This is a genomic window from Streptomyces humidus, from assembly GCF_014649655.1.
Lineage (GTDB): Bacteria > Actinomycetota > Actinomycetes > Streptomycetales > Streptomycetaceae > Streptomyces > Streptomyces humidus.
The window spans coordinates 23,339-49,647 of sequence record NZ_BMTL01000013.1; the positions used below are offsets into that span (position 1 = coordinate 23,339).

The following is a 26,309-nucleotide window of genomic DNA, read 5'->3' on the forward strand; positions in this document are numbered from 1 at the left end:
CCGTCTTGTCGGCGTTGCCGTGCTGTGGCAGCGCCAGGGCTGGATCGAACGCGATCCGACGACCGGCATCGGGCAGCGGCCAGCGCCGCCAGACCGCACCAAGGCTCTGGCGGAGATTCAGACCGCGGCCCTGTGGCGACTGGAGGTGGCACTGCGGGACAAGACGCTGTGGAAGATGCGCTACGAGTCGTCGGTGAGCTGTCAGTGGCTGCCGGCGAGTTCGCCGGTGAGCTTGCCATGGAGGTCTGCGCTCGGGTCGTTCAGGCCAATGATCTCGACCGTCTTGCCCCGCTGGGCGTACTTCGTCTCGATCGCGTCCAAGGCGGCCACGGAGGAGGCGTCCCAGACATGGGCGGCGGACAGGTCGATGACGACCTTGTCCGGGTCGGTGGCGTAGTTGAACTGGCCGACGAGGTCGTTGGAGGAGGCGAAGAACAGCTCGCCGGTCACGGAGTACACCACGCTGGTGCCGTCGGGGTCGGTGACCGAGGTGACGTGGGCGAAGTGGGCGACGCGCTTGGCGAAGATGGCCATAGCGGTGAGGGAGCCCGCGACGACGCCGATGGCGAGGTTGGAGGTGGCCACGACGACGACCACTGTAATGATCATGACGGTGATCTCGCCGGTGGGCATCCGCCTGAGGGTCTTGGGGGCGATGGAGTGCCAGTCGAAGGTGCCGAAGGCGACCATGACCATGACCGCGACCAGGGCGGCCATAGGGATGTCGGAGACGACCGGGCCGAAGACGACGCACAGCACCATCAGGAACACGCCGGCGAGGAAGGTGGACAGGCGGGTGCGGGCGCCGGAGACCTTCACGTTGATCATCGTCTGGCCGATCATGGCACAGCCGCCCATACCGCCGAAGAACCCGGTGACGATGTTGGCGATGCCCTGGCCGATGGACTCGCGGGTCTTGGAGGAGTGCGTGTCGGTGATGTCGTCGACCAGCTTCGCGGTCATCAGCGACTCCATAAGGCCGACCAGCGCCATCGCGAGGGCGGAGGGGGCGATGGTGGTCAGGGTGTCCAGGGTGAACGGCACGTCCGGCAGGCCCGGCACCGGCAGCGAGGACGGCAGTTCACCCTTGTCGCCGACGGTGGGCACGGCGATACCGGCCGCGACGGTGATCACGGTGAGGATGACGATGGAGACCAGCGGGGCAGGGATCACCTTGGTGACCTTCGGGAAGAACACCATCAGCGCAAGACCGCCGATGATCAGCGGGTAGACCGGCCAGGGCACGTCGTGCATTTCCGGCACCTGCGCCATGAAGATCATGATGGCGAGAGCGTTGACGAAGCCGGTCATCACCGAGCGGGGCACGAACCGCATGAGCTTGGCCACGCCGACCGCGCCGAGGATCACCTGGAAGACGCCGGCCAGGATGACGGTCGCGACCAGGTAGCCGAGACCGTGTTCACGGTTCATGGGTGCGATGACGAGCGCGACTGCGCCGGTGGCGGCGGAGATCATCGCGCGGCGTCCGCCGACGATGGAGATCGTGACGGCCATGGTGAAGGAGGCGAACAGGCCGATCGCCGGGTCGACTCCAGCGATGATCGAGAAGGAGATCGCTTCGGGAATCAGGGCCAGGGCGACGACGAGACCGGCCAGGATCTCGGTGCGCCAGACCTTCGGGCTGTTCAGCCAGTCCGGCTTGGGGCCGCGCGGCCGCCCAGCGGGAGTCACAGCAACAGAAGACAAGGAGATGCGTACCTGTCGTGCTCGGGCACACCGCGGGCAGGCCGGGCTGTGCGAAAAGGGAGCGCAGGAGACCGGCTGGCATCCCGCGGGCGGCCCGAGGCGGGCCGGGAAGTCGTGGGGGGACGCGAGCCGGTGGGCTGGGCGGTGGCCGGCCGGGCAGGTCACGTCCGAGGGCGAAGGGTCACGGCGGGCAGGCGGCGGCGATCGGCGTCATGGACTCGCGCACGCTCTCTCCTGCAAGAATCGGATCTTCGCCGGGGGCGCCATCGGCCCCGGAACGGCGGCAGCGGGCAGCTGGGCCGCCCTCACCTTCATCAACTCTACCCTAACGTTAGAGTAGAAGTCGGCAGGGTTGCACGGTACGCGGGCCGCCACGACGGGAAGGGCCAGGGACACAGGCGTGGACGACAAGCACATGCAGATCGGCGAGGTCGCCGCGCGGACTGAGCTGTCCCTGCGCACCATCCGGCACTACGAGGAGACCGGCCTCGTCATCCCCTCCGCCCGGTCCCAGGGCGGGTTCCGCCTCTACACCGAGACCGACGTCGCCCGGCTCATAGTCATCCGCCGGATGAAGCCGCTGGGTTTCACCCTGGAGCAGATGCGCGACCTGCTGGACGCCACCGACCGCCTCGACTCCGGCTCGGAGTTGGCGGCCGGTGAGCGGGAGGACCTGCTGGAGCGCGTACACGGATTCCAGGAGGCCGCGCAGCTGCGAGTGGCGGACCTGCGGACCCAGCTGGCACGGGCGGAGGAATTCGCCGCCGCACTGGGCGAGCGTCTGGCGTCAGCGCACCCTGGTCAGAGCGCATCAATGACTCCCGTGGCGGGGCCTTGACCTCAACTGAAGCCCGGGTTCTAGCCTGCACCTCAGCCACGACCAGCCCCAAGGAGCTCGTATGTACACGCCCGACGGCGGGCCATACCCGCGCCGGGCAGCGCAGGAAGGGGACGCTTCACGTCATGCCTTCCCCTCACCCCGGGCCGGCCGGGCGGCGTGCCGGGCCGGGGCGCTTGCCGTCGGACGGCGCGGGTCTGCGGCGTGGTTGATCGCCGCCTCGACGGCCGCCATCCGGTCGGCGAGCAGGCCGAGGGCTGCGATCGCCCGGTCGAGCGGGGCGCCGTCCGGGCTTCCGAGACTCTGCACGCGGACGTACGTCGCCTTCAGCTCGCGCCAGCGCAGCATCTGCTGGGCGGTCAGCGAGTGCCGCAGTTCGGCCAGCTTCAACAGGTTGGCCTCGGCGCCGGTGGTCAGGGCCTGAGCCTCGGCCTTGTAATGGTCATCGATCAGCGCGGACAGTTCGGCGTCGTTCATGACCGGCTGGATGCGCTGGGCGATCTTGTTCATGTTGCGGTACGAGCCCTGGAGCTGGAAGGGCGGTTCGGTGCGTGTGGCGTCGGACTGGGCCGCGGAGGCGATGTAGGCGCTGTTCACCGCCATCACGGTGTCGCGGGCCGTGAGCAGGTGGCGCAGCACGGCCAGGATCCGCTCCAGTTCGGCGGGAGCGTAGGGATGGGTGAGCTGGTCAGCGCGGGCCGTGGTGTCGCCTTGGGCGAGCCGGACCAGCAGGTCGAGGTCGACGCGCTCGCGGCCGGCGAGTGGGGCGAGCACCGGGTTCGCGGTGAGGGCGTTCTCGATGAAGCTGAGCGCGAAGGCGGCCTGCTTGCCGGTCAGGATGTCGCCGAGGTTCCAGACGTCGGCGCGGTTGGCGAGCATGTCGGGGACGCTGAAGCGGGCGCCGGACTCGGTGTAGGGGTTGCCGGCCATGCAGACGGCGAAGCGCTTGCCGCGCAGGTCGTAGGAGCGCGGTACGCCGTCGCGGACGCCGTCGATACGGCGGGTGGCGTCGCACAGCGGGATGAACTTCTGCAGCAGTTCGGGCGAGGTGTGCTGGATGTCGTCCAGGTAGAGGAGGGTGTTGTTGCCGGCCGCCAGCGCGAAGTTGATTTTCTCGACCTCTTGGCGGGCGGTGGCGTTCGGTGCCTCGGCCGGGTCGAGGGAGGTGACCGTGTGGCCGAGAGCGGGGCCGTTGACCTTGACCAGGATCAGGCCGAGGCGGTCGGCGACGTACTCCATGAGGGTCGTCTTGCCGTAGCCGGGCGGGGAGACGAGCAGCAGCAGGCCGCCGGTGTCGGTGCGCTTGGACTCACCGGTGGTGCCCAGCTGCTTGGCGAGGCTGTCGCCGATCAGCGGAAGGCAGACCTCGTCGATGAGCCTGCTGCGCACGAACGAGGACATGATCCGCGGCCGGTACTCGTCCAGGTGGAGCCGGGTGTGTTCGGCGGCCACGAGCTCCGTGCGGCGGCGCTGGTAGGCGCGGTGGCCGGGGACATCGTGTGTGCGGAACGCGTGGGTGCGGGCGAGGAACTCGTCGATACGGACGGGCAGGGACCCGGCGGTGATGCGCGGGTGGACGCCGAGCAGCCCGCGGACCGTCTCGGTCGTCTGCGCGTCGGAGCCGTAGCGGGCCAGGTCGGGGCAGAGTTCTGCGGCCACCGCCTCGGCCAGGTCGCCGGGGGTGGTGTCCGTGCCGGTCGAGGCGGTGTAGGAGGACAGCCACGCCTCGACGAGCTGCTTGCGTGCGGCCAGTCCGCCGAGTGCGGTGAGGTCGTCGTCGTAGGCCGATGAGCCCACCGTGCGGCGGAACTTCTCCAGCAGGGTGCGCGCACTCCCGCTGACGACGAATCCGTCAGGGCCGCTCGTCAGCTCCTCGAAGAGGTAGGCGGCCGCCGCTTCCGTGCCGATCGCCTCCGCCAGCTCCTGCCGCAGGTCGTCGATCGCGGGGGCCAGGCCGAACGTGTCCCGGGCGCGAGCCAGTGAGACCGCGCGCCGCTGCCAGTCCTGCCGGGCCTCGGCGGTCGTTCCGTGGGCCCAGAACAGCTGGGCGGCGGCACGCGCCGCAGGCTCGTGGCGCAGAGGGCCGGCGTCCGCGTACAAGCGCAGGAGCGTGGTCAGGATCAGGGCCGCGTCGTGGTCATGGACACCCCGCTCGTATCCCTCGTCGTAGGCGGTCTCCGCGGCCTGTCGTACGAGGGCGGGCAGGTCGGCCTCCTCCAGGGCCGCCGGGCCGTGCTCGTCGAGCAGCCGGGCGGCGAGGTGCTCGGCGCGGTAGACCTCCGGCGACTCCGACGGCAGGGGCCGGTGCCAGTACGGGCGGGTGGCGGCGAAGTCGAGGTCGGTGACCGGTGAGCGGTAGTCGGTGCCGGTGAGGGCGAAGGCGAGGCCGTCACCCTGTGGGACGAGGGTGAGGTCGAGGGGCTGGGTGTTGACCGCGAAGCGGTGGGTGCCGAGGCGGAGGGTGCGGCCGTCGTCGGTGTAGAGGTCGGTGCGATCGCGCAGGGAACGGAGCGCCTCCTGCCGGGCGGCCTTGAGGCGGCCGTCGAGTTCCTCCGCCTTGACCTGGTCGCCGAGTTCGCGCAGTTCGTCGGCGACGCGGCGGACCTTGGCGACCATGGGATCGGAGGTGAAGTACGTCGTGACGGCGTCCGTGTTGGCGAGCGTGGCGGCACGACGCGTGACGGTCCGCAGGACGCGGGCCGCCGAGTCGGCGAGGCGTTCGGCGCGGCGGGCGCGGGCGTCGGCGAGGGTCTGCTTGCGGGCGGAGAAGGTCTCGTGAACCTCGTCGCGCTTGTCGGCGAGGTCGCCGAGGAAGTCGTCGAACTCGGCGAACCGGGACTCAAGGTTCTCCAGCTGGACGAGCATGCGGGCGAGTTGCTCGTCGCACGCCTCGGGGCTGTCCGCGGCGGCGAGCGCGCCGGTGACCGACTGGCCCAGCAGGGCGAACTCGGCCGCGAACTCTGACCGTCCCTCCCGGTCCAGGAGTGCGCGACGGCGGCCGTCGAGCAGGGCGCGGGCGCGGTTGACGCCGCCCAGGACCTCGGCGATCCGTTCCAGAACGGACGTACGGACGGTGGCGTCGCCGATGTCCAGCCCGGCGACGACCTCGGTGACCGTGCGCAGGCCGTCGGTGAGTTCGTCGAGGCGGACGGCGACGGGCGCGGCCTCGGCGACGCTGGCGATCGCCTCCGCGCCGGCGACGAGCTGTTCGATGTCGGCCTGGTGGTCGGCGAACGCGTCCTCGCGCGCGAGGTGGGCGACGGCCCGCTGCCCGAAGGTGGCGAGGTCGCCCTCGATGTCGGAGGCGAGTTCGTCGATGCGCGCGGTGTCGGCGTACCGCATGTCCTTGAGGGTGAGCAGGTGGCCCTGGGCGTGCCGGAGTTCGGTCAGACCGGTGACCCAGGCGGCGGCGCTGCGCGGGGCCTCGCCGCGCAGACGCCGTACGACGACGGCGACCCGCTCCGCGGCCTCCGTGAGCGCGTCCGCGGCCTGCCGAATGAGTGCCTGGACGGTCTCGAACTCGGCCAGGACCTGCTCGGCGGTGACCCGCACCTGCGTGAGCGGCTCGTGCAGATCGCCGAGTCCGGGCTCGCCCAGCCAGTGGTAGGAGTCCGCCGCCCGGACGCAGGCCGCGGTCAGCGCCTCGTACACCTCGCTCGTCGGGATGGTCTCGGTGACGGCGCGGGTGATGGACAGGCAGTCAGAGATGCCGCGCACCAGGTCGGCGTTGCCGACGCGGGCGAGCGGACCGGTGCCCGCGGGCCTGGCGGCGGCGTGGGTGTCGGAGACGAACGGCGAGTTCCACAGCTGGACGGGGTGGACGCGCTGCGGTTCGTCGCTGTCCGCGCGCAGCACGACGAGCGCACCGTCGTCGAACAGCGCCCAGCCGTGGCAGGACAGCGGGGTCGCGACCTCCTTGCGGATCACGTTGTACGGCAGCAGCAGACTGCGTCCCTCCGCACGCGCGTGGAAGGCGAACAGCACGTCCTCGCCGTTGGGCGAGCGGACCGCGCGCTCGAACTCCAGGCCCTCGGTGACGACCGCGTCGAAGGTCTTGTACGCGCCCGTGGCCAGGCAGTACCCGCCGGGGAAGACGATCCCCTGGTCCTCGGGCAGCCGACGGCACGCCTGCCCGATCCCGTCGAGACGGACGACCGTCCTGGTGCGGGTGTTGAACACCAGGTGGCGGTCGGCGTCCTCCTTGTAGGGGCGGATCCGCAGCAGGGTCAGGGCCCCCACGCGCGCGTACGCGATGTCCGCGTCGGCGAGGGACTGCAGCGGCTCGTCGACAAGGTCGGCGTAAACACCCTCGCCCGTCTCCGTGTTGTTCTCGACCTTGACGGTGAGGGTGCCGCCGACGGTCTCGACGAAGACCTCGCCCTCGATGGAGACATGGGGGTGGCGGCCGAGGACGTGGTCCTCGCGGGAGGTCTGGGTCCACTCGAAGTCGTGGGCGGGCGGGAAGACGTGGTCGCGCTCGCCGCGCGCGTCGAGGAAGGACACCTGGCCGTCGTCGGTCACGGCCCAGCGCAGGACGCGGATGTCCCCGGCCCTCTCGCCGGTCTGGAAGACGGCCAGCAGCCTGCCGTCGACGCGGCGGAGCTGGAGGAGGTGGGCCTGCCGGTAGTAGCGGTAGAGGGCGGCGAACTCGCGGACGAAGGCCGGGTCGTCCAGCAGGCCGGGCACGGCGTCTTCGGGCAGCCGGTTCAGGTCGCGGTCGTGCAGCGCAAAGACGTCGGCGACGGTCGTCTCCGGCCCCCGGCCGAGGAAGACGTTGTGGCCGAAGAGCAGAACGCCGCCGACGGAGACGATGTCCCGGGGTACGCAGGTGTGCTCGGTGCGCAGACGCTCGGTGCCGGCGAGTTCGAGCCGGGTGGAGCCGAACTCCTCGGTGCGGCGGGCGTTCAGCGCCTCGGCGCGGCGGGCGAGTTCGGCGGCCTGCGCGGTGAGGCGGTCGCGCAGCACCTCGTATGTGCCGGTGTCCAGGCCGGTGGTCATGGAGTCCCTCTCAGAACGTCGGAAAAAGCGGTCCGGAGCTGCCGTCCCCTGTGCGGCAGCTCCGGACCGCGGCCTGTCAGACCCTGGCGCTGCCGTTCAGGGCCGCGAGCGAGGTGTCGGCGACACCCAGTTCGCCGGCCCTGCTGAGCAGCTGCTCCAGAGCGCCGGAATCGGCTCCGCCCGTCTTCATCAGCTTCATCAGCAGCGCGGAGACGGTCAGGTTCTGCACGTCCGCCGTGGAGACGGAGCCGAGGACGCGACTGAGGTCGTCGGTGAAGCTCGACGAACCGTCCAGCCAGGGCCCCGCGAGAGCCTGGGCCGTCTCGGAGTGCTGGACGAACCCGTCGACGCTCTTGCCGAGCGCGATCGAGGAGACCAGCCGGTCGAAGAAGACCGACTCCCCGCCGACGATGTTGATGTCGGCGTTCTCCAGTCCCGTGGCGAGGATCGTGGCCTGCGCCTCGGCGACGTGCTTCTGCATGTCCAGTCCGGCGAGCCGGATCTCCTTCTCGGCCTGGAGCCGCAGCCGGTACTCCTCGTGACCGCGGGACGCCTCGTCGAGCGCGGCCATCGCCGCCGCCTTCTCGGTCAAACCGGCCGCCTCCGCCTTCAGCTTCTCGCCGATGCCCTCGGCCTCGGCGAGCGCCTTCGCCCGGACGCCCTCCGCCTCGGCCCGCATGCGCGCCTCGGCTGCCTCGGCCTCCGCGCGGCCGGCCTTCTCGATGACCTCGGCCTCCTTGTCACGGACCTGGACGGCCGCGAGGCCCTCGGCAGCCGTCTCGGCCTGGATGCCCTCGGCGAGGCGCAGCTTGGCCTGCGCGTTGAGGTCGGCGCTCTTCAGCCGGGCCTCGGCGAGGGTGAGTTCCTCGGCGGCGCGGTGGACGGCGGCCTGCTCGGCGGCCTCGGCGGCCTTGATGTCCTTGACCAGCTTCTCCTGCGCCTCCGCCTCGGCGGCGATGATCACGGTCTGCCGACCGCGCTCGGCCTCCTCCACGGCCCGCAGCTTCTTGATGGCCTCCTCCTGCTCGGCGACCGTGCGGTCCACGGCGACCCGCTCGCGGATGACCTCGGCGATCTCCCGCTTCTCGCCCTCGACCTCCTTCGAGGCGGCGATCTGCGTCAGCTGGGTCTCGCGCTCCCTCGCGATGACCTCGAGGAGGCGGTCCTTCTCGATGCGCTCGTTCTCGATGGCGATGACCCGCTCACGGTTCTTCTGCGCGACGGCGACCTCGCGGGCCTGGTTCTCCCGCTGCACGCCGAGCTGCTCCTCGGTCCTGAGGAAGGCGGACTGGGCGCGCAGGCGTTCCTCCTCCATCACCCGCGCCGTCTCGGCCTCCTCACGGGCCCGCACGGTCTCGATCTCCCGGCGCTGCTTGATCTCGGCGTCGGCCTGGCGGCGCTCCAGCTCCAGGATGGCCTCGCGGGCGTCGACGTTCTGCCGGGTGATCTCCTTCTCCTCCGTGCGCTGGGCCTCGTTGGTGCGCACGTGCTCCACGGCCGTCAGCTCGGTGATCTTGCGGATGCCCTGGGCGTCGAGCACGTTGGCCGGGTCGAGCTGGGTGAGCGGTGTCTGCTCCAGGTAGTCGATCGCCGCGTCTTCCAGGTGGTAGCCGTTGAGGTCGACGCCGATCAACTCGATGATCTGGTAGCGCAGTTCCTCGCGCTTGGTGTAGAGGTCGGTGAAGTCCATCTGCTTGCCGACGGTCTTCAGCGCCTCGGAGAACTTCGCGTGGAACAGCTCCTGCAGCGTCCTCTGATCGCTCGCCCGCACGGTGCCGACGGCCTGGGCGACCTTGATGACGTCCTCGACGGTCTTGTTGACCTTCACGAAGAACGAGATCCGGATGTCCGCGCGGATGTTGTCCCGGCAGATCAGCCCTTCCTTGCCGGCTCGGGTGATCTCGATCGTCTTCACCGAGATGTCCATCACCTCGGCCTTGTGCAGCACCGGCAGGACCACCTGACCGGTGAAGGTCACATCGACCTTGCGCACCTTGGAGACGATCAGCGCCTTCCCCTGCTCCACCTTGCGGAACAGCCGGGAGACGACGAACAACACGACGGTGACGACGAGCAGGCATGCGGCGATGAGCACGCCGACGCCCACGGTGATGGCATCCATACGAAATCCTTGAATTCTGCGAGGAGTTGGCGCCTCGACGGCGAGGCGGGTGGCCCGCTCCGCTGCGGGCATGCGCGTCGGGCGTGCGTCAGTCGTGAGAGCGCGGTCCGGCCGTGGGGCCCGTGGACGGCTCAGCCGCGCGCAGGGGGACTGCCGGGGTCGTACGGAGCACTGCTCGCCGCAGCCCGGCGGTACAACCCGGGGCTGCCCGGGAACAGCCTGGCGATAAAGGCCGCGGACCTTCTTGTCACCGGCCAGGCGACGAGGGTGGACAGGACCAGCAGTGCGACCCGGGCCGCGGCACCCCCGGAACCGGTCAGACGTGCCAGATCCATCAGGAGCATTCCGGTGATGCTGACGAGCCAGGCACTCACGATCACGACGGAGGCGGCGACGGCGACCGGCATCCCGCCTAGCGACCTGGTCAGCAACGGGGCGTCGGCGTCGAAGGCGCGCACGTCGGCCCGGCCCAGCAGAACAAGCACCCAGAAACCGAGAGCGACGACCAGCGCTGAGGTGAGGGTGACGGTGGGAAACCGCACGGCGGCGTGCACGATCTGACCCATGTCCGCACCCCCGAGCCGAGTTCCCGAGTCCCGGCGCCCGCCCTTTCATCAGGGCACGGCACCGGGACTGCTCCCCTTGTTTCCGCTGCCCCCATCTTGAACTGCCCATGTCGTGTGGCGCATTGCCGTGTTCCGGCAGTCTTGATGCCACCTTGATGCCGGGCGACGACAACTTCGGCGAGTGCCGGGCCGTTGTCTAACCTTGCCGTCGTCGTCCGGCCTGGTCGACAGCAGCATCGAGGAAGAGGTGGGCCGAGTCGCGTACGGAGCCGTAGGAGGCCGCCGGGTGGTGGACGGCCGAGCAGACGGAGGCCGGCTCCGCGTCGGTACCGTCGTGACCGCCAGGCGGCCGACACCGTCGCAGATCGACGCCCCGTGCCCCGAGCGCAGGCGCCACCATCACCTCAGTATCAGCGAGGGATCCCGATCCGCCGTTGATGCCAGGCTCCTCCCACCGCCCCTGATCTGCCAGTCTTGTCCAGCGTGCGTCAGGAACGCGTCGGCAAGGCGCCAAGAAAACCGGAGGACGTGTGACAGGGCGGGAGGTCCCCGACGAGTATCTGGACGGGTATGTCCAGATACTGACCGAGGTGTGTGCGACGGGTCGCCGCTTCACCAGGGACGAGTTGGAGTCCCTACGAACCCGGGGGGAACGCGCCGCCGAGGCCGGCTTCGGCCTGCGGGCCGTTCTTCGCCGGCACTTGGCCGTGGCCCGCGACCACTGGCCCGAGCTCTCGGCCGCGGCGGGTGATCGCGCGCTCGCCGCCGTCGAGCAGGCGATCGACGCCTTCGCCGAGGGGCACGAACGGGCGCAGCTGCTCGCCGTGCGGCAGGAGGAGGCGGTGCGGCGCGAGTTCATCGACGACCTGCTCTACGGTCGCAGCGACCTCGGCCGCCTGTCCGAACGGGCCGAGCGCTTCGGTCTGCTCCTCTCCCGCGCCCACGCCGTCGCCGTCGCGCAGGGCGACAGGCCGGTCGAGGAGACGGACCCGGCCACCCGGCAGGTGGAGAGCGCCGTGGTCGGCCGGTTCGGCGAGCGGCGCATTCTGCTCACCACCAAGGACGGCAGGCTGATCTGTATCGCGCCGGGGGACCAGGACGACGTGCTGGCGTTCTTCGCCAAGCAGGCGTACGCGGCCACCGAGGGCGGCCAGGTCGCCATCGGACGTCCCCACCCCGGTGCCGGGGGCGTCGTCCACTCCTACGAAGAGGCGCTCAACGCCCTCGACCTGGCAGACCGGCTGCAGATCCACGAGCCGGTGCTGCGCGCGGCCGACCTCCTCGTCTACCCGGTCCTGACCCGCGACCGACAGGCCATGGCCGACCTCGTCGGCAACACCCTCGGCCCGCTGCTGAGCGCCCGAGGCGGCGCCCGGCCCCTCGTCGAGACGCTGACGGCGTACTTCGACTCCGGCTGTGTCGCCGCCGAGGCGGCCCGACGTCTGAACCTGAGCGTGCGGGCCTTCACCTACCGCCTGGAGCGCATCCACAAGCTCACCGGCGCCGACCCCGGCGATCCCGTCCACCGCTACACCCTGCAGACCGCGGTGATCGGGGCGCGGCTCCTCGGGTGGCCCGACGACGAGGTGTGACGGCCGACAGCCCATCGTGAGCCGCTGTTCCCGCGCTGACGATCAAAGCCCGGTGACAGTCCCTCCTCCTCCCCGAACGCCGCCTCCGGCGTGGGCGCGGACGCCCGTGCCGGTGCCAGTGCCAGTGCGGAACCCGTTGCGCCCAGGCCCTTGGCAGGGCCGCCGAGCGCCGGCCCGACGCCTGCCGCCGTGCCCATCGATGAGACGGACACTCGCGTGGGCGAAGACTCAGCAGGCGACGCCGATCCGCAGCCGAGGAAGGACAAGAAGGGAAAGAAGGGCTGACAGGTCTCCCGTCGGAGGCGGACCTGCCCTACCAGTGGCAAGGGACGTCACGGATTCCGGTCCGTGCCATCCGCCTGGGACGTCAGGTCGGCGATCTGAGCGACGAGCGCCCCGGTGAGCACCGCCCAGGCCACAGCGCCAAAGCCTGCGGCCTGCCAGCCGACGACAGAGACGAGCACGGCCGCTGCGGCTCCTGCCGCGACGGCCCACCGTCTGGTCAGGAACGACCACTGCCGACGCACGCTGCCCGGACGACGGATCTCCACCAGTCCGGTTCTGATCACCAGCATGGCGATGACGGCCAACGGCGCCATGAGAGAGGCATCCACGCCCGTTGCTCTCCGATCCGGCGTGATGGACAGGGGATTGGCCCGCTTCGAGCGGCGTCAGCCGAGTGCGAAGTAGCGCAGCCAGACGTAGCCGAGGGCGAGGGACACGGTCACGCCGGTGACGACGAGGCCGTACTTGGTGAACTGCCAGAAGGAGATGGGCTGGCGGTTGCGTTCGGCGATGCCGAGGACGACCACGTTGGCGCTGGCGCCGATGGCGGTGGCGTTGCCGCCCAGGTCGGCGCCGAGCGCGAGGGCCCACCACATGACGTGGTCGCTGCCACCGCCCATGTTCTGCACGAGGTCGCTGGTGATGGGGGCCATCGTGGCGACGTAGGGGATGTTGTCGACGATGCCGGACAGGACCGCGGAGGCGCTCAGCATGGTCATGGAGCCGCCGAGTTCGTTGTCACCGATCACGTCGGCCAGGGCCTTGGAGATCTCGCCGATCACACCGGTCTCGATCAGGCCGCCGATCATGATGAAGAGGCCGGCGAAGAACGCCAGGGTGGGCCACTCCACCTCTTGCAGGACCTCCCCGGTCTCCGCGGTGGAGAGGGCGATGAGCAGTCCTGCGCCGAGCAGGGCGACGACGCTGGGCTCGTAGTGCAGCACCGGATGCAGGACGAAGCCCACGACCACGAGCGCCAGGACCACGAGGCCCTGAATGAGCAGCGTCCGGTCCTTGATGGCCTCGCGCTCCTCCAGCGCCATGATCTCGGCGGCGCGGTCACCGTCGTAGACGAAGGACTTGCGGAACATCACCCGGCACAGCACAAGGAGTGCGATCACCAGGACAACCACGATCGGTGCCAGGTGGACCAGGAAGTCGTTGAAGGTCAGCCCGGCCCTGCTGGCGATGATGATGTTGGGCGGATCGCCGACGAGGGTCGCCGTGCCGCCGATGTTCGACGCCATGACCTCGGCGATCAGGAACGGGACGGCCGGCAGAGCGAGGCGCTCGCAGACGAGCAGCGTCACCGGTGCGATCAGCAGCACCGTGGTGACGTTGTCCAGCAGGGCCGAGGCCACCGCCGTGATCACGACCAGCATGGCCATCACCCGGAAGGGCTTGGCCCTGGCCTTCTTCACCGACCAGATCGCCAGGTACTCGAACATGCCGGTCTTCTTCAGCACGCCGACGATCATCATCATGCCCATGAGCAGGAAGATGACGTTCCAGTCGATGCCGCTGTGCTCGGAGTAGAACGCCGACTTGTCGTCGGTCGCCCGGATCGCGAGCATCAGGCCGGCACCGCCGAGGGCGACGGCGACGCGGTGGATCTTCTCGCTGATGATCAGGGCGTAGGAGCCGACGAAGACGACGACCGCCGCCCAGCTCTGCCAGTCGTTCACGGTCCTCCGATGAAGTGCTCCAACAAGACGTTCGCGGTGATCGCGCCCAGTAACGTGACGGCGCCGCCGTCGTGCTCGATCACCGCGACGACGGGGCAGTCCTTGCGTCTCATGAGGGCGGCGACCTCAGACGGCGAGTCCTCCGGGCCCACCAGGCCGGGCGTGGTACGTCGCCGGGGCAGCCAGTCGGCCACCGACCGCCCAGAGAGCGTTTCCTGGGAGCCGTCGTCCATACGATCGGCGATCAGAGTCAGCAGGGGATCCAGGGGGTCGGATTCGGGTACCAGGGCGCTGAGGAGCTGGGCGGTGGGGACGATCGCGTACGGGCAGTCCACCTGGTCGAGCACCAGCAGAGCGGGGAGTCGTTCGCGCACCAGCAGCCGGGCCGCGTCCTGAGCGTCGTCGTCGACCCGTACCGTCGGATACGGGCGGGCCAGGTCACGCGCGAGCGTCAAGACGGCCCTCCTCGGGCGTGGTGGTGGCGGGCTGGTCCTTGTCCGGGATGCCGATGAGTTCGTCGACGTCGAAGGCTCGAGCAATCGGGACGTCCGTGGAACTGTGGGCGATGATCGAGAAGGCGATGCACACCGCGATGAGGGTGAACGCCTCCTCGGCCTGCGGGATGCCGGACTGCAGCACGAGCAGGCCGTAGACCACCGAGGCGAAGCCCTTCGGCCCGAACCAGGCCGCCACCAGCTTCTCCTTGCGCGAGATCACGCTCGTGCCGAGCAGCGAGATGAGCAGCGAAGCCGGGCGGATCAGCACGATCGCCAGGACCACCGCCACGTACCCGCCGAAGGACAGATCGCCGAACAGCTGCGGAGTCAGCAGCGCGCCGAACACCAGCAGCGCGGCGAACTTCGCCAACTCCGCCAGCGCCTCACCGAGCGGCTCGAAGGATGTCTTCGCCTCCGGCGAGACGTGCGCCAGGGTCGCGCCCGCCGAGAAGGCGGCGAGGTAGGGGTTGGCGTGGGTGAGGTGGCAGGTCGCGTACAGGATGATGCCGGTGGCCAGCGGCAGCAAGGGCTGGAGTTTGGGCTCCGCGCCCAGCAGCCGGAAGCGTACGAGACCGTTGACCAGCAGGGGCAGTACGACGCCGAAGACCAGGCCGAGCAGCAGTTCCACCGCGATGGTGGAGCCGGAGGCGTCCGCGCTGTCCGCGGTGGGGCCCGCGGCGGCGATCAGCATCAGCACGACGGGCAGGGCGAGCCCGTCGTTGATGCCGCTCTCCACGTTCAGCAGCTGCCGCAGCTTGGCCGGGACTTCGGCGCGTCCGACGATCGCCGATGCGAACACCGGGTCGGTCGGCGCCAGCACGGCTCCGACCAGGAACGACGTCGTCCAGTCGAGGCCCACCAGGTAGTGGGTGACCAGGGCCATGAAGACGAACGCGAGCGGCATGCCCAGGCCCAGGGCGCGTGCGGGGTTCTTCCAGTTGGCGCGCAGCTTGGGCAGGGACACGTGCATGCCGTCGGTGAAGAGCACCGCGAACAACGCAAGGTCTGCTGTGACGGAAACGATCTCGCTGTCCGGCGTGATGTGGATGAGTCCGAGGAATCCGTCGCTGACCAGCGCGCCGCCGACCAGGAAGAGGAAAGACGTGGAGAGCACCGTCCGCGCCGCCAGGCCCGACAACAGCACCGCCACCAACAGTGCGGCACCGAACACCACCACGAGCACCATGGCGGCCACCTCCGATCGGAAGAGAGACTTGTCCCCTGCTCGCCGACCAGGCTTCCCGGCACACCACGGGGAACCCTACCTGCCCTTGATACGTCTTTGACAGATCACTGACGGGCACCACGGAGGCACGGGCGTTGCCGGAACCCGGCAACATTGTTCGGTCTTCAGCCGAGCTCGGCGAAGGTCTCCACGGCGTGGGTCTTGCCGGTGACGACGATGACGTCGCCCTTCTGGACGACCGTCTCGGCGGTGGCGTAGGTGAAGTCCTCGCCAGGGCGTTTGATGCCGACGACCGTGACGCCGTATCTGCTGCGGACCTGGCTCTGGCCGAACGGGACGCCGGTGGCGATGTCCGGGGCGACGGTCTTCACCAGGGCGTAGTCGTCGTCGAACTCGATGAAGTCCAGCATGCGGCCGGTGACCAGGTGGGCGACGCGCTCGCCCATCTCGTGTTCGGGCAGGACGACGTGGTGGACGCCGAGGCGTTCGAGGATCTGGCCGTGCTGGCGGCTGACGGCCTTGGCCCAGATGTTGGGCACCCCGGCCTCGAGGAGGTTTGAGCTGACCAGGATGCTGGCCGCTATGTCACTGCCGATGGCGACGACGGCGCTGGTGAACTCTGACGATCGCGATCTCGATCGTCAGATGGGCACGGGGAGTGGTCAGCCGGTGCCGCAGGGCACGACTACCGCTCCGGCCGCCGTGCCGTACGCATCACGACGTCACTCCGCCTCGGCGCGCGCCTCGACGTCTTCGATGCCGGTGGGGCGGCCGGCCCGGGCCCACCGTGCGTACAGGCCGGCCGCGATGAGCAGGGTCGCCGCCAGGGACAGCATCGGCCAGCCGCGCAGCAAGTTCACCGCCAGGGTGAAGGCGACGGCCACGGCGGCCAGGCCGTTGATCCACATCAGGGCCGTCTTGTTCTCGCGGTGCGCGAAACGGGCCATGGCCATGAGGCCGACCAGGAAGCTGACGAAGACCGCTACGGCGTAGAAGAGGACAAGCTCCTGTTCCTGACCCGCCGCGGCCACAATGATCAGCGCGGCGGCGGCCAGGTAGACGACCACCGACCAGTAGGGGGTGTGGTGGCGGTTGACCCGGCCGAGGACCGGCGGCAGTACTCCGGGCCGTTCGGGTGTGCCGGACAGGGCCTTGAGCAGTCCGGGGCCTGCCTGGAAGGAGGAGCTGGCCGCGGCGAGCAGGAGCAGCGAGCTGGTCAGCTGGAAGGCGCTGTAGAGCCAGCCGGGTCCTGCGGCTGCGTGGGCGATGTCGGCGATCTGGGTGGAGTCCGTGCCGGGGATGCCGATGTGCAACTGCACGGCCAGCGCCGTCAAGGCCAGAGTCAGCCCTCCCACGATCACGACCAGCAGCGCGAGCGTCCCGCGACCGAAGCGGCGGCGGTGGTTGTCGTCGAGCTGGCCGAGCTGGGCGATGGCGGTCGATGGCGCCTCGATCCCCGTGGCCAGCGCCATGGCGACCGGGAACGCCAGGACGACCGCGAGCATCGCCGAGCGGCCTGGGTCGGCCGAGGTGGCGGCGTGGCCGGTGGCATGGGGTGAGGTGAAGCCGAGGATCAGCACGGCCACGGAGATGATGACGAACGCCACGGTCATGAAGGCGAACAAGAGTCGTCCGCCGTGCCCGAACCAGGTCAGCCCCGCCACTACGACCAGCAGCAGAAGCGCCATCGGGATGCGCAGCGTGGCAAGCCCGGGGAAGAGGGCGATGACCGCGCTGGTCGCAGCTGCGATCGAGATGCCGATGGTCAGGACGAAGTCGACGACCAGCGCGCCGATGGGCAGGAACGTCCAGCGCGCGCCGAACGCCCGCCCGGCCGCGGCCGCTGCGCCGCCGCCCTTGGGGAAGCGCTGCACGAGCTGCCAGTAGTTGGCGGTGACGACCACGACGAGCCCGATGACCAGGCTCATCGTGGGCAGCAGTAGCGCGAGGTCGCCGTGCAGGGCGCGCAGTGCGGCCTCGATCGCGTATGCCACCGAGGAGACGGGGTCGGCGATCACCGCGAAGGCGAACGCGAAGAAGAGAACGGAACGGCGCGGGCCACGGACGCCCGCGACAGCAGACGGAGCAGCCGCGATGGCGGCGGCCGACTTCGAGACGGTCACGCGAAGACCTTCCTTGGCGTCCTTGGGGACGCATTCGTCGAGGGCAGACACTTCGCCGACCAGACTTCCCGGCACTCCGCCCCCGACACTACGTCAGGGAAGCGCAAGTAAGGCGTTAAGGATGCGTCAGGGTTCCCCGCCGGGCACCGCCCGTCGCCAGGGACGACGGCCGGCGCGACACGGCTGCCAGGTAGTCGGCCGATCCGGGCCGTTTCACGGCTCCCCTCGGTACGCCGGCGTCAGCCTGGTTCCGATACCGGCCTGCAGGGCTACGCTGCCGACGTGCCCTCCGTCTATCGCGGCCCCAAGTGCCGTCAGCAGGTGCGGGAATGGTGTCTTAAGCGGCTCGATGAGTGGGGTGTGCCGCACCACCGACGGGAGATCTCGACAGCGGCCGGTGCCACCAGTGTCGTCACGGTTGGCCCGGACCCGGCAGCCGCGTCGCCGACGGTGGTGCTGGTGCCTGGCACGATCACGAACGGTGCCGTCTACCGGCACATCGCCGAGGCGCTGGCCGCCCGGTGGCCCACGGTGGTGCTCGATGTGCCGGGGCAGCCCGGGCTGAGCGCGGACATCCGTCCGTGCCGCGGGCGGTCGGCGTGGTACGGGCAGTGGCTCACTGAGGCACTGGATCAGACGGTGCCGGGCGAGGCCCTGGTCGTCGGGCACTCGCTCGGCGGAGCCATCGTGCTCGCCTCCGCCTCCCTGCGGATCGCATGGCGGGTCGTGCTGTCCAGCGCCGGGCTGGTGCGGCTGCTCGTCCCGCCGGCCGTCTTGGTCAGGGCTGTGCCGTGGCTGACTCGGCCGACTGTGCCACGGGCAGCCCGGATGCTGCGGCCCATGGTGGCTCCGGGTGGTCGCGTGCCGGATGAGCTGGCGGAGTGGATGGCGCTGGTCGCCCGCTGTTGCCGCAGCAGCCTCGCCCCTCCCCCGCTGCCTCCGGCGCGCTGGCCGAGCGCCGGGCGGTGCCCTGTCTGGTGGCCACCGGCCGCTACGACGTCTTCCTGCCGCCGCGGCGGGTGGGTCCGGCCGCCCAGCGGCACCTGGGCACCCGGTTGCACGTCCTGGACGGCTCGGGGCATCTGCTGCTGGACGAGGCGCCCGACGAGATCGTCGCGCTGGTGGGGCGGGCCCTGGCCGCGTAGGGCGGGGATGGCGCCTTAGGCTGCGTATGTTTCCCTTCGATGACCTGGCGTATGGGGCGGGGCAGTACGACGCTGGGCGCAGGGACGTTTTGAGGCATCCATGAAGGGAGCAGTGCCGACCGTGCGCGCACGTGACCTGACGGTGGAATACGAGTCGGTGTGCGTCGACAGCGATGCCCTGGACGCGGCCCGGCTGATGGCCGAGCACAAGCTGCCCGGGCTGCTCGTACTGGACGAGCGCGGGGAGCCGAAGGCCATCCTGCCGGCCTCCCAGATGATCAAGGTATTGGTTCCCGCCTACGTCATCGAGGACCCCACGCTCGCCGCGGTGGTCGACGAGCAGCACGCCGACCGGCTGTGCCAAGCGCTGGCCGGCCGCCGCGTCGGCGACTGTCTCTCCAAAACCGCGGCCCCGCCGCCGATCGTCGACCCGGACGACACCGCGCTGGAGGTCGCCGCGCTGATGGCGCAGGTGCGCAGTCCCTTGGTGGCGGTCGCAGAGAAGGCCAAGGACGGCACGCATCTCCTCGGCGTCATCACCGCCTCGCACCTGTTACACGAACTCCTGGGCAAGACGGGCACGTTGAGCAGCACGCCGGGTGCCTGACCCCGGGTCAGCGGTCGAGTACCGGCCCCGCAGTGTCCAGTGCCGCACCGACGTGGTCGGCCAGGCTCACGGCGACAAGGCGCGTCTGCAGGGACGGCGGTGCCGCGCCGGGTTCCGGCAGCAGCATGAACCGGCCGAGGTAGCGGCCGCCCACCTGGGCGCGCAGTTCGATTTCCTCGCCGGGCCAACCGTCCTTCTCCAGGTCCCAGGGCACCCGGCCGGCGGTCACCGAGCCGTCCTGGTCCAGGCGAGGGTGTCGTCCGAGCAGCGTCCCGTGCTCGAAGCGGCAGCTGCGTAGTCCCAGGATCTCGACGAGCTGCTGCCGCACCTGATCGACCACGGCATACGGGGAGGCCCCTGCCTGGACCAGGCTCGCCGTGTCGTGGATCCGCGCCAGGTGAGCCGCGTCGGTGACGGTGACCAACTTCAAGGTGCGGGCGCGGGCCGCCAGTTGGGAAACGGCCACGCCTACCGCAAGCAGCAGCAGCGTGGTGGTGATGTCGTCGCCGTGGGAAATGGTGAACCGCTGGTAGGGGCGGGTGAGGAAGAAGTCGAACCAGGCCGCCGCCGACAGCGCGGCCAGCACCCCGGCGGCCCGGCTGCCCAGGGCCGCGACCGCCACGACGACCACGACCAGGATCAGGGCCAGGTTCGCGGACGTCATGTGCGTACGGAAGGGCACCAGGACGAGCGCGATGACGAGCGGCGCGAGCAGAGCAGCCGCCAGGGCGATCCGGTCACGCAGGGGCATCCGCATGGTCCACCACCTCACGGGAGCGAGGAGCGGCCCCTTGCCCAAGGGGCCGCCCGTACGGGGGTCGACGCGATACGACGGTCGACAAGGCAAGAATCCCGCTGCCGCTCCCGCCCCGCTACTGGGACGGGCACGCTCTTGATGCAATCCTGACGCTTCTCTCACCACGGTGGACGTGCGGTCGGGACCATCCCGCGCCGGACTCGCACCCACCATCACGTCAGCCGGTCTTCCCGCCCCATCGCATGTCGGCCTCTTCCCACTCCACGTCCCACTGCCGCACGCGTTGCCGGGCCAGGCCCACGCACACCATCCGGCCGCAGCCCCACACCGTCCCGGCCGCGCCCGAGCCGACCAGAGCGCCCGTCAGCACCGCGCGGAACGTCCCGTCCCCTCCCGCGCTCACCAGGCCCGCCAGCACAGCACCGGCTACGGCGAGCACCCAGGCAATGATCATGAGCCAGGCTTCGGCGACATCGCTGCGTCGCCGTGGGGGTCCCCCGCTCGTGCGAAGCCGGGAGTGGGGAGGGTTGCGCCGCCACCGCCACCACCGGACCGCTGTACGAGAGGTACTCGCCACCGCCGACACCCCCTCGTGAGAGGACAGACGGCACCCGTCTCCAGTGTGCTACCGACGGCCTTGCCCAGATCCCCGCGCGCAGGCCGGCTCAGGCGAGCACGAAGTACCGCAGCCACAAGTACAGCGCACTGATAGCGACCGTGACGAGCGTGACGACGAGTCCGTACCTGGTGAACTGCCAGAAGGAGATGGGCTGCCGGTTGCGCTCGGCGATGCCGAGGACGACCACGTTCGCGCTGGCGCCGATCGCGGTGGCGTTGCCGCCCAGGTCGGCGCCGAGGGCCAGGGCCCACCACAGCACATGGTGGCCGTCGGCGGCGCCGCCCATGTCCTTGACCAGGTCGGCGGTGATGGGCGCCATGGTGGCTACGTAGGGGATGTTGTCCACGATGCCGGACAGCACGGCCGAGCCGCCCAGGAGGGTGAGGGTGGCGCCGAGTTCGTTGGCGCCGGTGGCGTCCGCGAGGACGCTGGAGAGGTCGCCGATGACGCCGGTCTCGATGAGCGCGCCGACCATGACGAACAGGCCGGCGAAGAAGGCGAGGGTGGGCCACTCCACTTCGCCCAGGACCTGCCGGGTCTCCACCTTCGAGACGGCGACGAGCAGGCCGGCGCCGAGCAGGGCGACCACGCTCGGCTCGTAATGCAGGACAGGATGGAGGACGAACCCGGCGACGACGAGGGCCAGGACGGCCACGCCCTGCCACAGCAGCCGCGGGTCGCGGATGGCCTCGCGCTCGGTCAGGGTCATGACCTGCGCGGCGCGCTCCTCGTCGTAGACGAACGCCGTGCGGAACATCACCCGGCACAGCACCAGCAGCACCGCCGTCAGCAGGGCTGCGATCGGGGCCAGGTGGACCAGGAAGTCGTTGAAGGTCAGTCCGGCCCGGCTGGCGATGATGATGTTGGGCGGGTCGCCGACCAGGGTCGCGGTGCCGCCGATGTTCGAGGCGAACACCTCGGCGATCAGGAACGGCGCGGAGGCCAGGCCGAGCCGTTCGCACACCAGCAGGGTGACCGGGGCGATCAGCAGCACGGTGGTCACATTGTCGAGCAGCGCGGAGGCCACCGCGGTGATGACGACGAGCATCGCCATCACCCGGAAGGGCCTGCCGCGGGCCCGCTTCACCGACCAGATCGCCAAGTACTCGAACAGGCCGGTCTGCCGCAGCACCCCGACGATCGCCATCATCCCCAGCAGCAGGAAGACGACGTTCCAGTCGACGCCGGTGTGCTCGGAGTAGAACGCCGCCTTGTCGTCGGTGGCGCTGATCACGAGCATGAACCCGGCGCCGCCGAGGGCCGCGACCGTGCGGTGGACACGCTCGCTGATGATCAGTACGTACGCGCCGACGAACACGGCCACGGCCGCCCAGCTGTGCCAATCACTCATACGACGGTCTTTCTCTCCTGTCCGACGTCGATGCTCTCCTGGCCGTCCTCTTCCTCGGGGATGCCGACCAGGTCCTCGACGTCGAACATGCGGGCGATGGGCACGTCGGTGCTGGAATGCGCGACGATCGAGAGCGCGATGCACACCGCGATCAGCGTCCGTTGACGGTCAGCGGCAGCAGGATGCCGAAGGCGAGGCCTAGGGCCAGCTCCAGCGCGATCGTCCCGAGCGACGCCTCGCTCGTGTGATCGGCGACCGGGCCTGCGGCCGCGATCAGCAGCACCACCACCGGCAGCGCGAGGCCGTCGTTGATGCCGCTCTCGACATTCAGCAGTTCCCGCAGCTTGGCCGGGACCTCCTTGCGGCCCACGATCGCCGATGCGAACACCGGGTCGGTGGGTGCCAGCACCGCGCCGACCAGGAACGACGTCGTCCAGTCCAGGCCGACCAGGTAGTACGCGACCAATGCCATGAACACGAACGCCAGCGGCATGCCCAGGCCCAACGCCCTTGCGGGGTTACGCCAGTTGGCGCGCAGCTCGGCGAAGGAGACGTGCTGGCCGTCGGTGAACAGCACCGCGAACAGCGCCAGGTCGGCCGTGACCGACACGATCTCACCTGTCCGGCGTGATGTGGATCAGTCCGAGGAAGCCGTCACTGACCAGCGCGCCGCCGGCGAGGAAGAGGAGAGAGGTGGACAGCACGGTGCGGGCGGCGAGCCCGGACAGCAGCACCGCGATCAGCAGAGCCACCCCGAAGACAGCAACGAGTACCACCGGAAACGCCCCCGATCGGAAGAGAGATCACACCTCTGCTCGCCGACCAGGCTTTCCGGCACACCGTTGGGAACCTTACCTGCTCTTGGTACGTCTTTGACAGATCGCTGATGCGCACCAGCCGGGCGTTCAGGTTGCTGGGTTCCGGCAAGGAACACCGTCTACGGAGTTACGGCGTGGCCGTCGGTGGGGGCGTGGCTGGGGGCAGCCGGGAGGGTGAGGACCATGGTGAGGCCGCCGCCGGGTGTGTCTTCGGCGGTGAGGGTGCCGCCCATGGCCTCGGCAAAGCCGCGGGCGACCGCGAGGCCGAGGCCGACCCCGTTGCCGCGCGGGGCGTCGCCGTAGCGCTGGAAGGGCGCGAAGATACGGTCCTTGGCCTCGTCCGGGACGCCTGGGCCCCGGTCGACGACGCGCACCTCCACGCGGTCGGCGAGCGCGCTGGCCGACACCACCACCGGCTCGCCGTCCGGGCTGTACTTGACCGCGTTCTCCACGACGTTGGCGACGGAGCGCTCCAGCAGCCCCTTGTCGACGGCGACCATCGGCAGGGTTTCGGGGATGTCCAGGGCCACGGCCGCCTCGGGGTCGGGGATGCCGACGAGCGCCAGGGGGACGACCTCGTCCAAGTCCACCTCGCGGATCAGCGGCTCGACGGTGCCGGTCTGGAGGCGGGACATGTCCAGCAGGTTCCCGACCAGGTGGTCGAGGCGGTCGGCGCCCTCCTCGATCGCGGCGAGGAGTTCGGCCTGGTCCTCCTCGGACCACTCCACGTCGTCGGAGCGGAGGGAGGTGACGGAGGCTTTGATCCCGGCGAGCGGGGTGCGGAGGTCGTGGCTGACGGCGGCGAGCAGGGCGGTGCGGGTGCGGTTACCCTCGGCCAGTTCCTTGGCCTGGTCCGCTTCGGACTGCAGGCGCTGGCGGTCCAGGACGACGGCGGCCTGGGCGGCGAAGGCGGCCAGTACGCGGCGGTCCTCGGCGGGCAGCACACGGCCGGACAGGGCCAGCGACATGTGGTCCCCGACCGGCATGTCCACGTCGGCGTCCTCCGGCCGCTCCACCGGCTGCCCGGGGCCGACCCGGCCCGCGCAGGTCCACGGCTCGACGTCACTCGTGCGCTCCAGCAGGGCCGCCGACTCCATGATGAAGGTCTCGCGGACCCGCTCCAGCAGCTCCTCCAGACCGGTCTCGCCACGCAGCACGTTGCCCGCGAGGAAGGAAAGGATCTCCGACTCGGCGCGCAGCCGGGCCGCCTGGTGAGTACGGCGGGCCGCCAGATCCACGACGGAGGCCACGGAGACCGCCACCCCCACGAAGATCACCAAAGCCAGGATGTTCTTCGGATCGGCGATCGTGATGCGGTGCACCGGCGGCGTGAAGTACCAGTTCAGCAGCATCGTGCCGACCGCCGCCGAGGCGAGCGCCGGAAAGAGGCCGCCGAGCAGGGCCGCCGCCACCGTCAGCGTCAGGAACAGCAGCATGTCGTTGGTGAGACCGAGGTCCGCATCGACGTGGGTGAGCAGCAACGTGAGCAGTGCGGGACCGCCGATGCCGGTGAGCCAGCCCCACAGAACACGGGAGCGGCCAAGGCGTGCGCCCCGGGCCACCGGCAGCCCGCGCCCCTTGCCCGCCTCGTCGTGCGTGATCAGGTGGACGTCCAGGTCGGGCCCCGAATCGCGGGCCACCGTCGCACCGACGCCGGGGCCGAAGATGTACTGCCAGCTCTTGCGGCGGGACACACCAAGGACGACCTGGGTGGCGTTCACGCCGCGCGCGAAGTCCAGCAGAGCAGCGGGGATGTCGTCGCCGACGACCTGGTGGAAGGTGCCGCCCAGGTCCTCCACCAGGGCGCGCTGCACGGCCAGTTCCTTGGGCGAGGCCGAGGTCAGCCCGTCGCTGCGGGAGATGTAGACGGCCAGCACCTCGCCGCCGGCACCCTTCTCCGCCAGCCGTACCGCGCGGCGGATCAACGTGCGGCCCTCGGGGCCGCCGGTCAGCCCGACCACGATCCGCTCGCGCGAGCCCCAGATCTTCGACACCCGGTGCTGGCTGCGATACTCGTTCAGGTACTCGTCGACCCGGTCGGCCACCCACAGCAGCGCCAGCTCGCGCAGCGCGGTCAGGTTGCCGGGCCGGAAGTAGTTGGACAGGGCCGCATCCACCTTGTCCGGCTTGTAGATGTTGCCGTGCGCCATGCGACGGCGCAGCGCCTGCGGTGACATGTCGACCAGTTCGATCTGGTCCGCGCGGCGCACCACCTCGTCCGGGACGGTCTCCTTCTGCCGGACACCGGTTATCGACTCGACGACATCCCCGAGGGACTCCAGGTGCTGGATGTTGACCGTCGAGACGACGTCGATCCCGGCCGCGAGCAGCTCTTCGACGTCCTGCCACCGCTTGGCGTTGCGCGAGCCGGGGATGTTCGTGTGGGGCAGCTCGTCGACGATGGCCACCGCGGGGCGCCGGGCGAGCACTCCGTCCACGTCCATCTCGGTGAAGACGCTGCCGCGGTATTCAAGCTCCTTGCGCGGCACCTCCTCCAGGCCGTGCAGCATCACCTCGGTGCGCGGCCGGTCGTGGTGCTCCACGAAGGCCACGACGCAGTCGGTGCCCCGCTCGATACGGCGGTGCGCCTCGGACAGCATCGCGTACGTCTTGCCGACGCCCGGTGCCGCGCCGAGATATATCCGTAGCTTGCCGCGTGCCATCTTCTCGCCTCTGCGGTCGTGTGCGGTCAGGAGCATGGAGAGCGCGTCATGACTCGAAGCGGTAGCCCATTCCCGGCTCGGTGATCAGATAGCGCGGGTGGGCGGGGTCAGCTTCGAGCTTGCGCCTCAGCTGCGCCATGTAGACCCGAAGATAGTTGGTCTTGCTTCCGTACGACGGGCCCCAGACCTCCTGAAGCAGTTGCTTCTGTGTGATGAGGCGCCCGGGGCTGCAGACCAGGATTTCCAGCAGATGCCACTCCGTCGGGGTGAGGCGTACGTCGCGTCCGTCGCGGGTCGCCTTCTTGGCCAGCAGGTCGACCGTGAAGCCGTCCGTGGTGACCACGGTCGTCTCGGGGGCCAGCGGCAGGGCTTCGGTGCGACGCACGGCGGCGCGCAGCCGGGCCAGGAGTTCGTCCATGCTGAACGGCTTGGTGATGTAGTCGTCGGCGCCCGCGTCGAGGGCTGCGACCTTCTCCTCGGACGCGCGACGTGCGGACAGGACCAGGACGGGCACCCGGGTCCAGCCACGCAGCGCTTTGATCACCTCGACGCCGTCCATGTCGGGCAGACCGAGGTCGAGCACCACCACGTCGGGCTGGCGCGCGGCGGCCAGCCGGAGCGCAGTGGCACCGTCCGGCGCCGCGTCCACTCCGTAATGCCGGGCCTGCATGTTGATCACAAGGGCTCGTACGAGCTGTGGATCGTCCTCCACCACCAGCACCCGGGTCATCGGCGTGCGGCCTTCCTGTC

The 26,309-nt window shown here is 70.1% G+C and carries 20 protein-coding genes and 2 pseudogenes; 4 read left to right on the plus strand and 18 right to left on the minus strand.

Features of this window, described 5'->3' with window-relative positions; genetic code table 11:
* Positions 1-201: 201 nt before the first annotated feature.
* Entirely contained in the window at positions 202-1,707 is a 1,506-nt protein-coding gene (locus IE239_RS16895; protein WP_190150158.1) for a SulP family inorganic anion transporter, read from the minus strand.
* Between the two features lie 400 nt (positions 1,708-2,107).
* On the opposite strand from IE239_RS16895, the gene IE239_RS16900 reads away from it, so the two are divergent.
* Positions 2,108-2,545 carry a MerR family transcriptional regulator gene (locus IE239_RS16900; RefSeq protein ID WP_373308110.1) on the plus strand — a complete coding sequence of 146 codons (438 nt, stop codon included), beginning with the start codon at positions 2,108-2,110 and terminating at the stop codon, positions 2,543-2,545.
* Positions 2,546-2,668: 123 nt separating this feature from the next.
* Here the strand turns inward: IE239_RS16900 and IE239_RS16905 are convergent, their stop codons facing one another.
* The 3 genes from IE239_RS16905 to IE239_RS16915 all read right to left on the minus strand — a co-directional run bounded on the left by IE239_RS16905 (position 2,669) and on the right by IE239_RS16915 (position 10,231).
* A complete protein-coding gene (locus IE239_RS16905) occupies positions 2,669-7,543 on the minus strand; it encodes a DNA repair ATPase (RefSeq protein WP_190150159.1) in 4,875 nt (1,624 codons plus the stop codon).
* A 76-nt stretch (positions 7,544-7,619) separates the two neighbouring features.
* Positions 7,620-9,665 carry a flotillin family protein gene (locus IE239_RS16910; RefSeq protein ID WP_190150160.1) on the minus strand — a complete coding sequence of 682 codons (2,046 nt, stop codon included), beginning with the start codon at positions 9,663-9,665 and terminating at the stop codon, positions 7,620-7,622.
* Between the two features lie 131 nt (positions 9,666-9,796).
* Positions 9,797-10,231: a hypothetical protein gene (locus tag IE239_RS16915; RefSeq protein WP_190150161.1), complete on the minus strand. Its 435-nt coding sequence runs from the start codon at positions 10,229-10,231 to the stop codon at positions 9,797-9,799.
* A 530-nt stretch (positions 10,232-10,761) separates the two neighbouring features.
* Here IE239_RS16915 and IE239_RS16920 point away from each other — a divergent pair.
* Complete coding sequence (locus tag IE239_RS16920; protein WP_190150162.1) at positions 10,762-11,823, plus strand: PucR family transcriptional regulator; 1,062 nt, start codon at positions 10,762-10,764, stop codon at positions 11,821-11,823.
* Between the two features lie 332 nt (positions 11,824-12,155).
* Here IE239_RS16920 and IE239_RS16925 read toward each other — a convergent pair whose 3' ends face one another.
* The 7 genes and pseudogenes from IE239_RS16925 to IE239_RS16950 all read right to left on the minus strand — a co-directional run bounded on the left by IE239_RS16925 (position 12,156) and on the right by IE239_RS16950 (position 17,599).
* Positions 12,156-12,422 (minus strand): hypothetical protein, encoded by a 267-nt coding sequence (locus tag IE239_RS16925; RefSeq protein WP_229878150.1) that lies wholly within the window; start codon positions 12,420-12,422, stop codon positions 12,156-12,158.
* Between the two features lie 72 nt (positions 12,423-12,494).
* A complete protein-coding gene (locus IE239_RS16930) occupies positions 12,495-13,793 on the minus strand; it encodes an ArsB/NhaD family transporter (RefSeq protein ID WP_190150164.1) in 1,299 nt (432 codons plus the stop codon).
* Positions 13,790-14,248 (minus strand): CBS domain-containing protein, encoded by a 459-nt coding sequence (locus IE239_RS16935; protein ID WP_190150165.1) that lies wholly within the window; start codon positions 14,246-14,248, stop codon positions 13,790-13,792. The genes IE239_RS16930 and IE239_RS16935 overlap by 4 nt, the downstream gene beginning before the upstream one ends.
* Entirely contained in the window at positions 14,232-15,476 is a 1,245-nt protein-coding gene (locus IE239_RS16940) for a cation:proton antiporter (protein WP_190150166.1), read from the minus strand. The genes IE239_RS16935 and IE239_RS16940 overlap by 17 nt, the downstream gene beginning before the upstream one ends.
* Positions 15,477-15,640: 164 nt before the next feature.
* Positions 15,641-15,922, minus strand: a complete 282-nt coding sequence (locus IE239_RS42970) for a TrkA C-terminal domain-containing protein (RefSeq protein ID WP_308435399.1) — start codon at positions 15,920-15,922, stop codon at positions 15,641-15,643.
* 21 nt (positions 15,923-15,943) lie between these two features.
* Positions 15,944-16,084, minus strand: a pseudogene (locus IE239_RS42975) (NAD-binding protein); the annotation flags it as partial.
* 114 nt (positions 16,085-16,198) lie between these two features.
* Positions 16,199-17,599 carry an APC family permease gene (locus IE239_RS16950; RefSeq protein ID WP_190150167.1) on the minus strand — a complete coding sequence of 467 codons (1,401 nt, stop codon included), beginning with the start codon at positions 17,597-17,599 and terminating at the stop codon, positions 16,199-16,201.
* A gap of 459 nt (positions 17,600-18,058) precedes the next feature.
* Here IE239_RS16950 and IE239_RS16955 point away from each other — a divergent pair, with 459 nt between their 5' ends.
* Positions 18,059-18,763 carry an alpha/beta fold hydrolase gene (locus tag IE239_RS16955; protein WP_229878135.1) on the plus strand — a complete coding sequence of 235 codons (705 nt, stop codon included), beginning with the start codon at positions 18,059-18,061 and terminating at the stop codon, positions 18,761-18,763.
* Between the two features lie 102 nt (positions 18,764-18,865).
* A complete protein-coding gene (locus IE239_RS16960) occupies positions 18,866-19,351 on the plus strand; it encodes a CBS domain-containing protein (protein WP_190150168.1) in 486 nt (161 codons plus the stop codon).
* Positions 19,352-19,358: 7 nt separating this feature from the next.
* Here IE239_RS16960 and IE239_RS16965 read toward each other — a convergent pair whose 3' ends face one another.
* The 7 genes and pseudogenes from IE239_RS16965 to IE239_RS16990 form a co-directional block, all read right to left on the minus strand.
* Positions 19,359-20,108 carry a DUF4118 domain-containing protein gene (locus tag IE239_RS16965; protein ID WP_190150169.1) on the minus strand — a complete coding sequence of 250 codons (750 nt, stop codon included), beginning with the start codon at positions 20,106-20,108 and terminating at the stop codon, positions 19,359-19,361.
* Positions 20,109-20,325: 217 nt separating this feature from the next.
* Positions 20,326-20,562 carry a hypothetical protein gene (locus IE239_RS42120; RefSeq protein ID WP_229878136.1) on the minus strand — a complete coding sequence of 79 codons (237 nt, stop codon included), beginning with the start codon at positions 20,560-20,562 and terminating at the stop codon, positions 20,326-20,328.
* 211 nt (positions 20,563-20,773) lie between these two features.
* Positions 20,774-22,078 (minus strand): ArsB/NhaD family transporter, encoded by a 1,305-nt coding sequence (locus tag IE239_RS16975; RefSeq protein WP_190150171.1) that lies wholly within the window; start codon positions 22,076-22,078, stop codon positions 20,774-20,776.
* Positions 22,075-22,224, minus strand: a complete 150-nt coding sequence (locus IE239_RS42125) for a hypothetical protein (RefSeq protein ID WP_229878137.1) — start codon at positions 22,222-22,224, stop codon at positions 22,075-22,077. The genes IE239_RS16975 and IE239_RS42125 overlap by 4 nt, the downstream gene beginning before the upstream one ends.
* An 11-nt stretch (positions 22,225-22,235) precedes the next feature.
* Positions 22,236-22,854, minus strand: a pseudogene (locus tag IE239_RS42130) (cation:proton antiporter domain-containing protein); the annotation flags it as partial.
* A gap of 161 nt (positions 22,855-23,015) precedes the next feature.
* The gene (locus IE239_RS16985) at positions 23,016-25,559 is read right to left on the minus strand and encodes a DUF4118 domain-containing protein (protein WP_190150288.1); all 2,544 of its coding nucleotides are present in this window, start codon (positions 25,557-25,559) and stop codon (positions 23,016-23,018) included.
* Positions 25,560-25,605: 46 nt separating this feature from the next.
* Positions 25,606-26,289, minus strand: a complete 684-nt coding sequence (locus IE239_RS16990; protein ID WP_190150172.1) for a response regulator — start codon at positions 26,287-26,289, stop codon at positions 25,606-25,608.
* Positions 26,290-26,309: the final 20 nt, after the last annotated feature.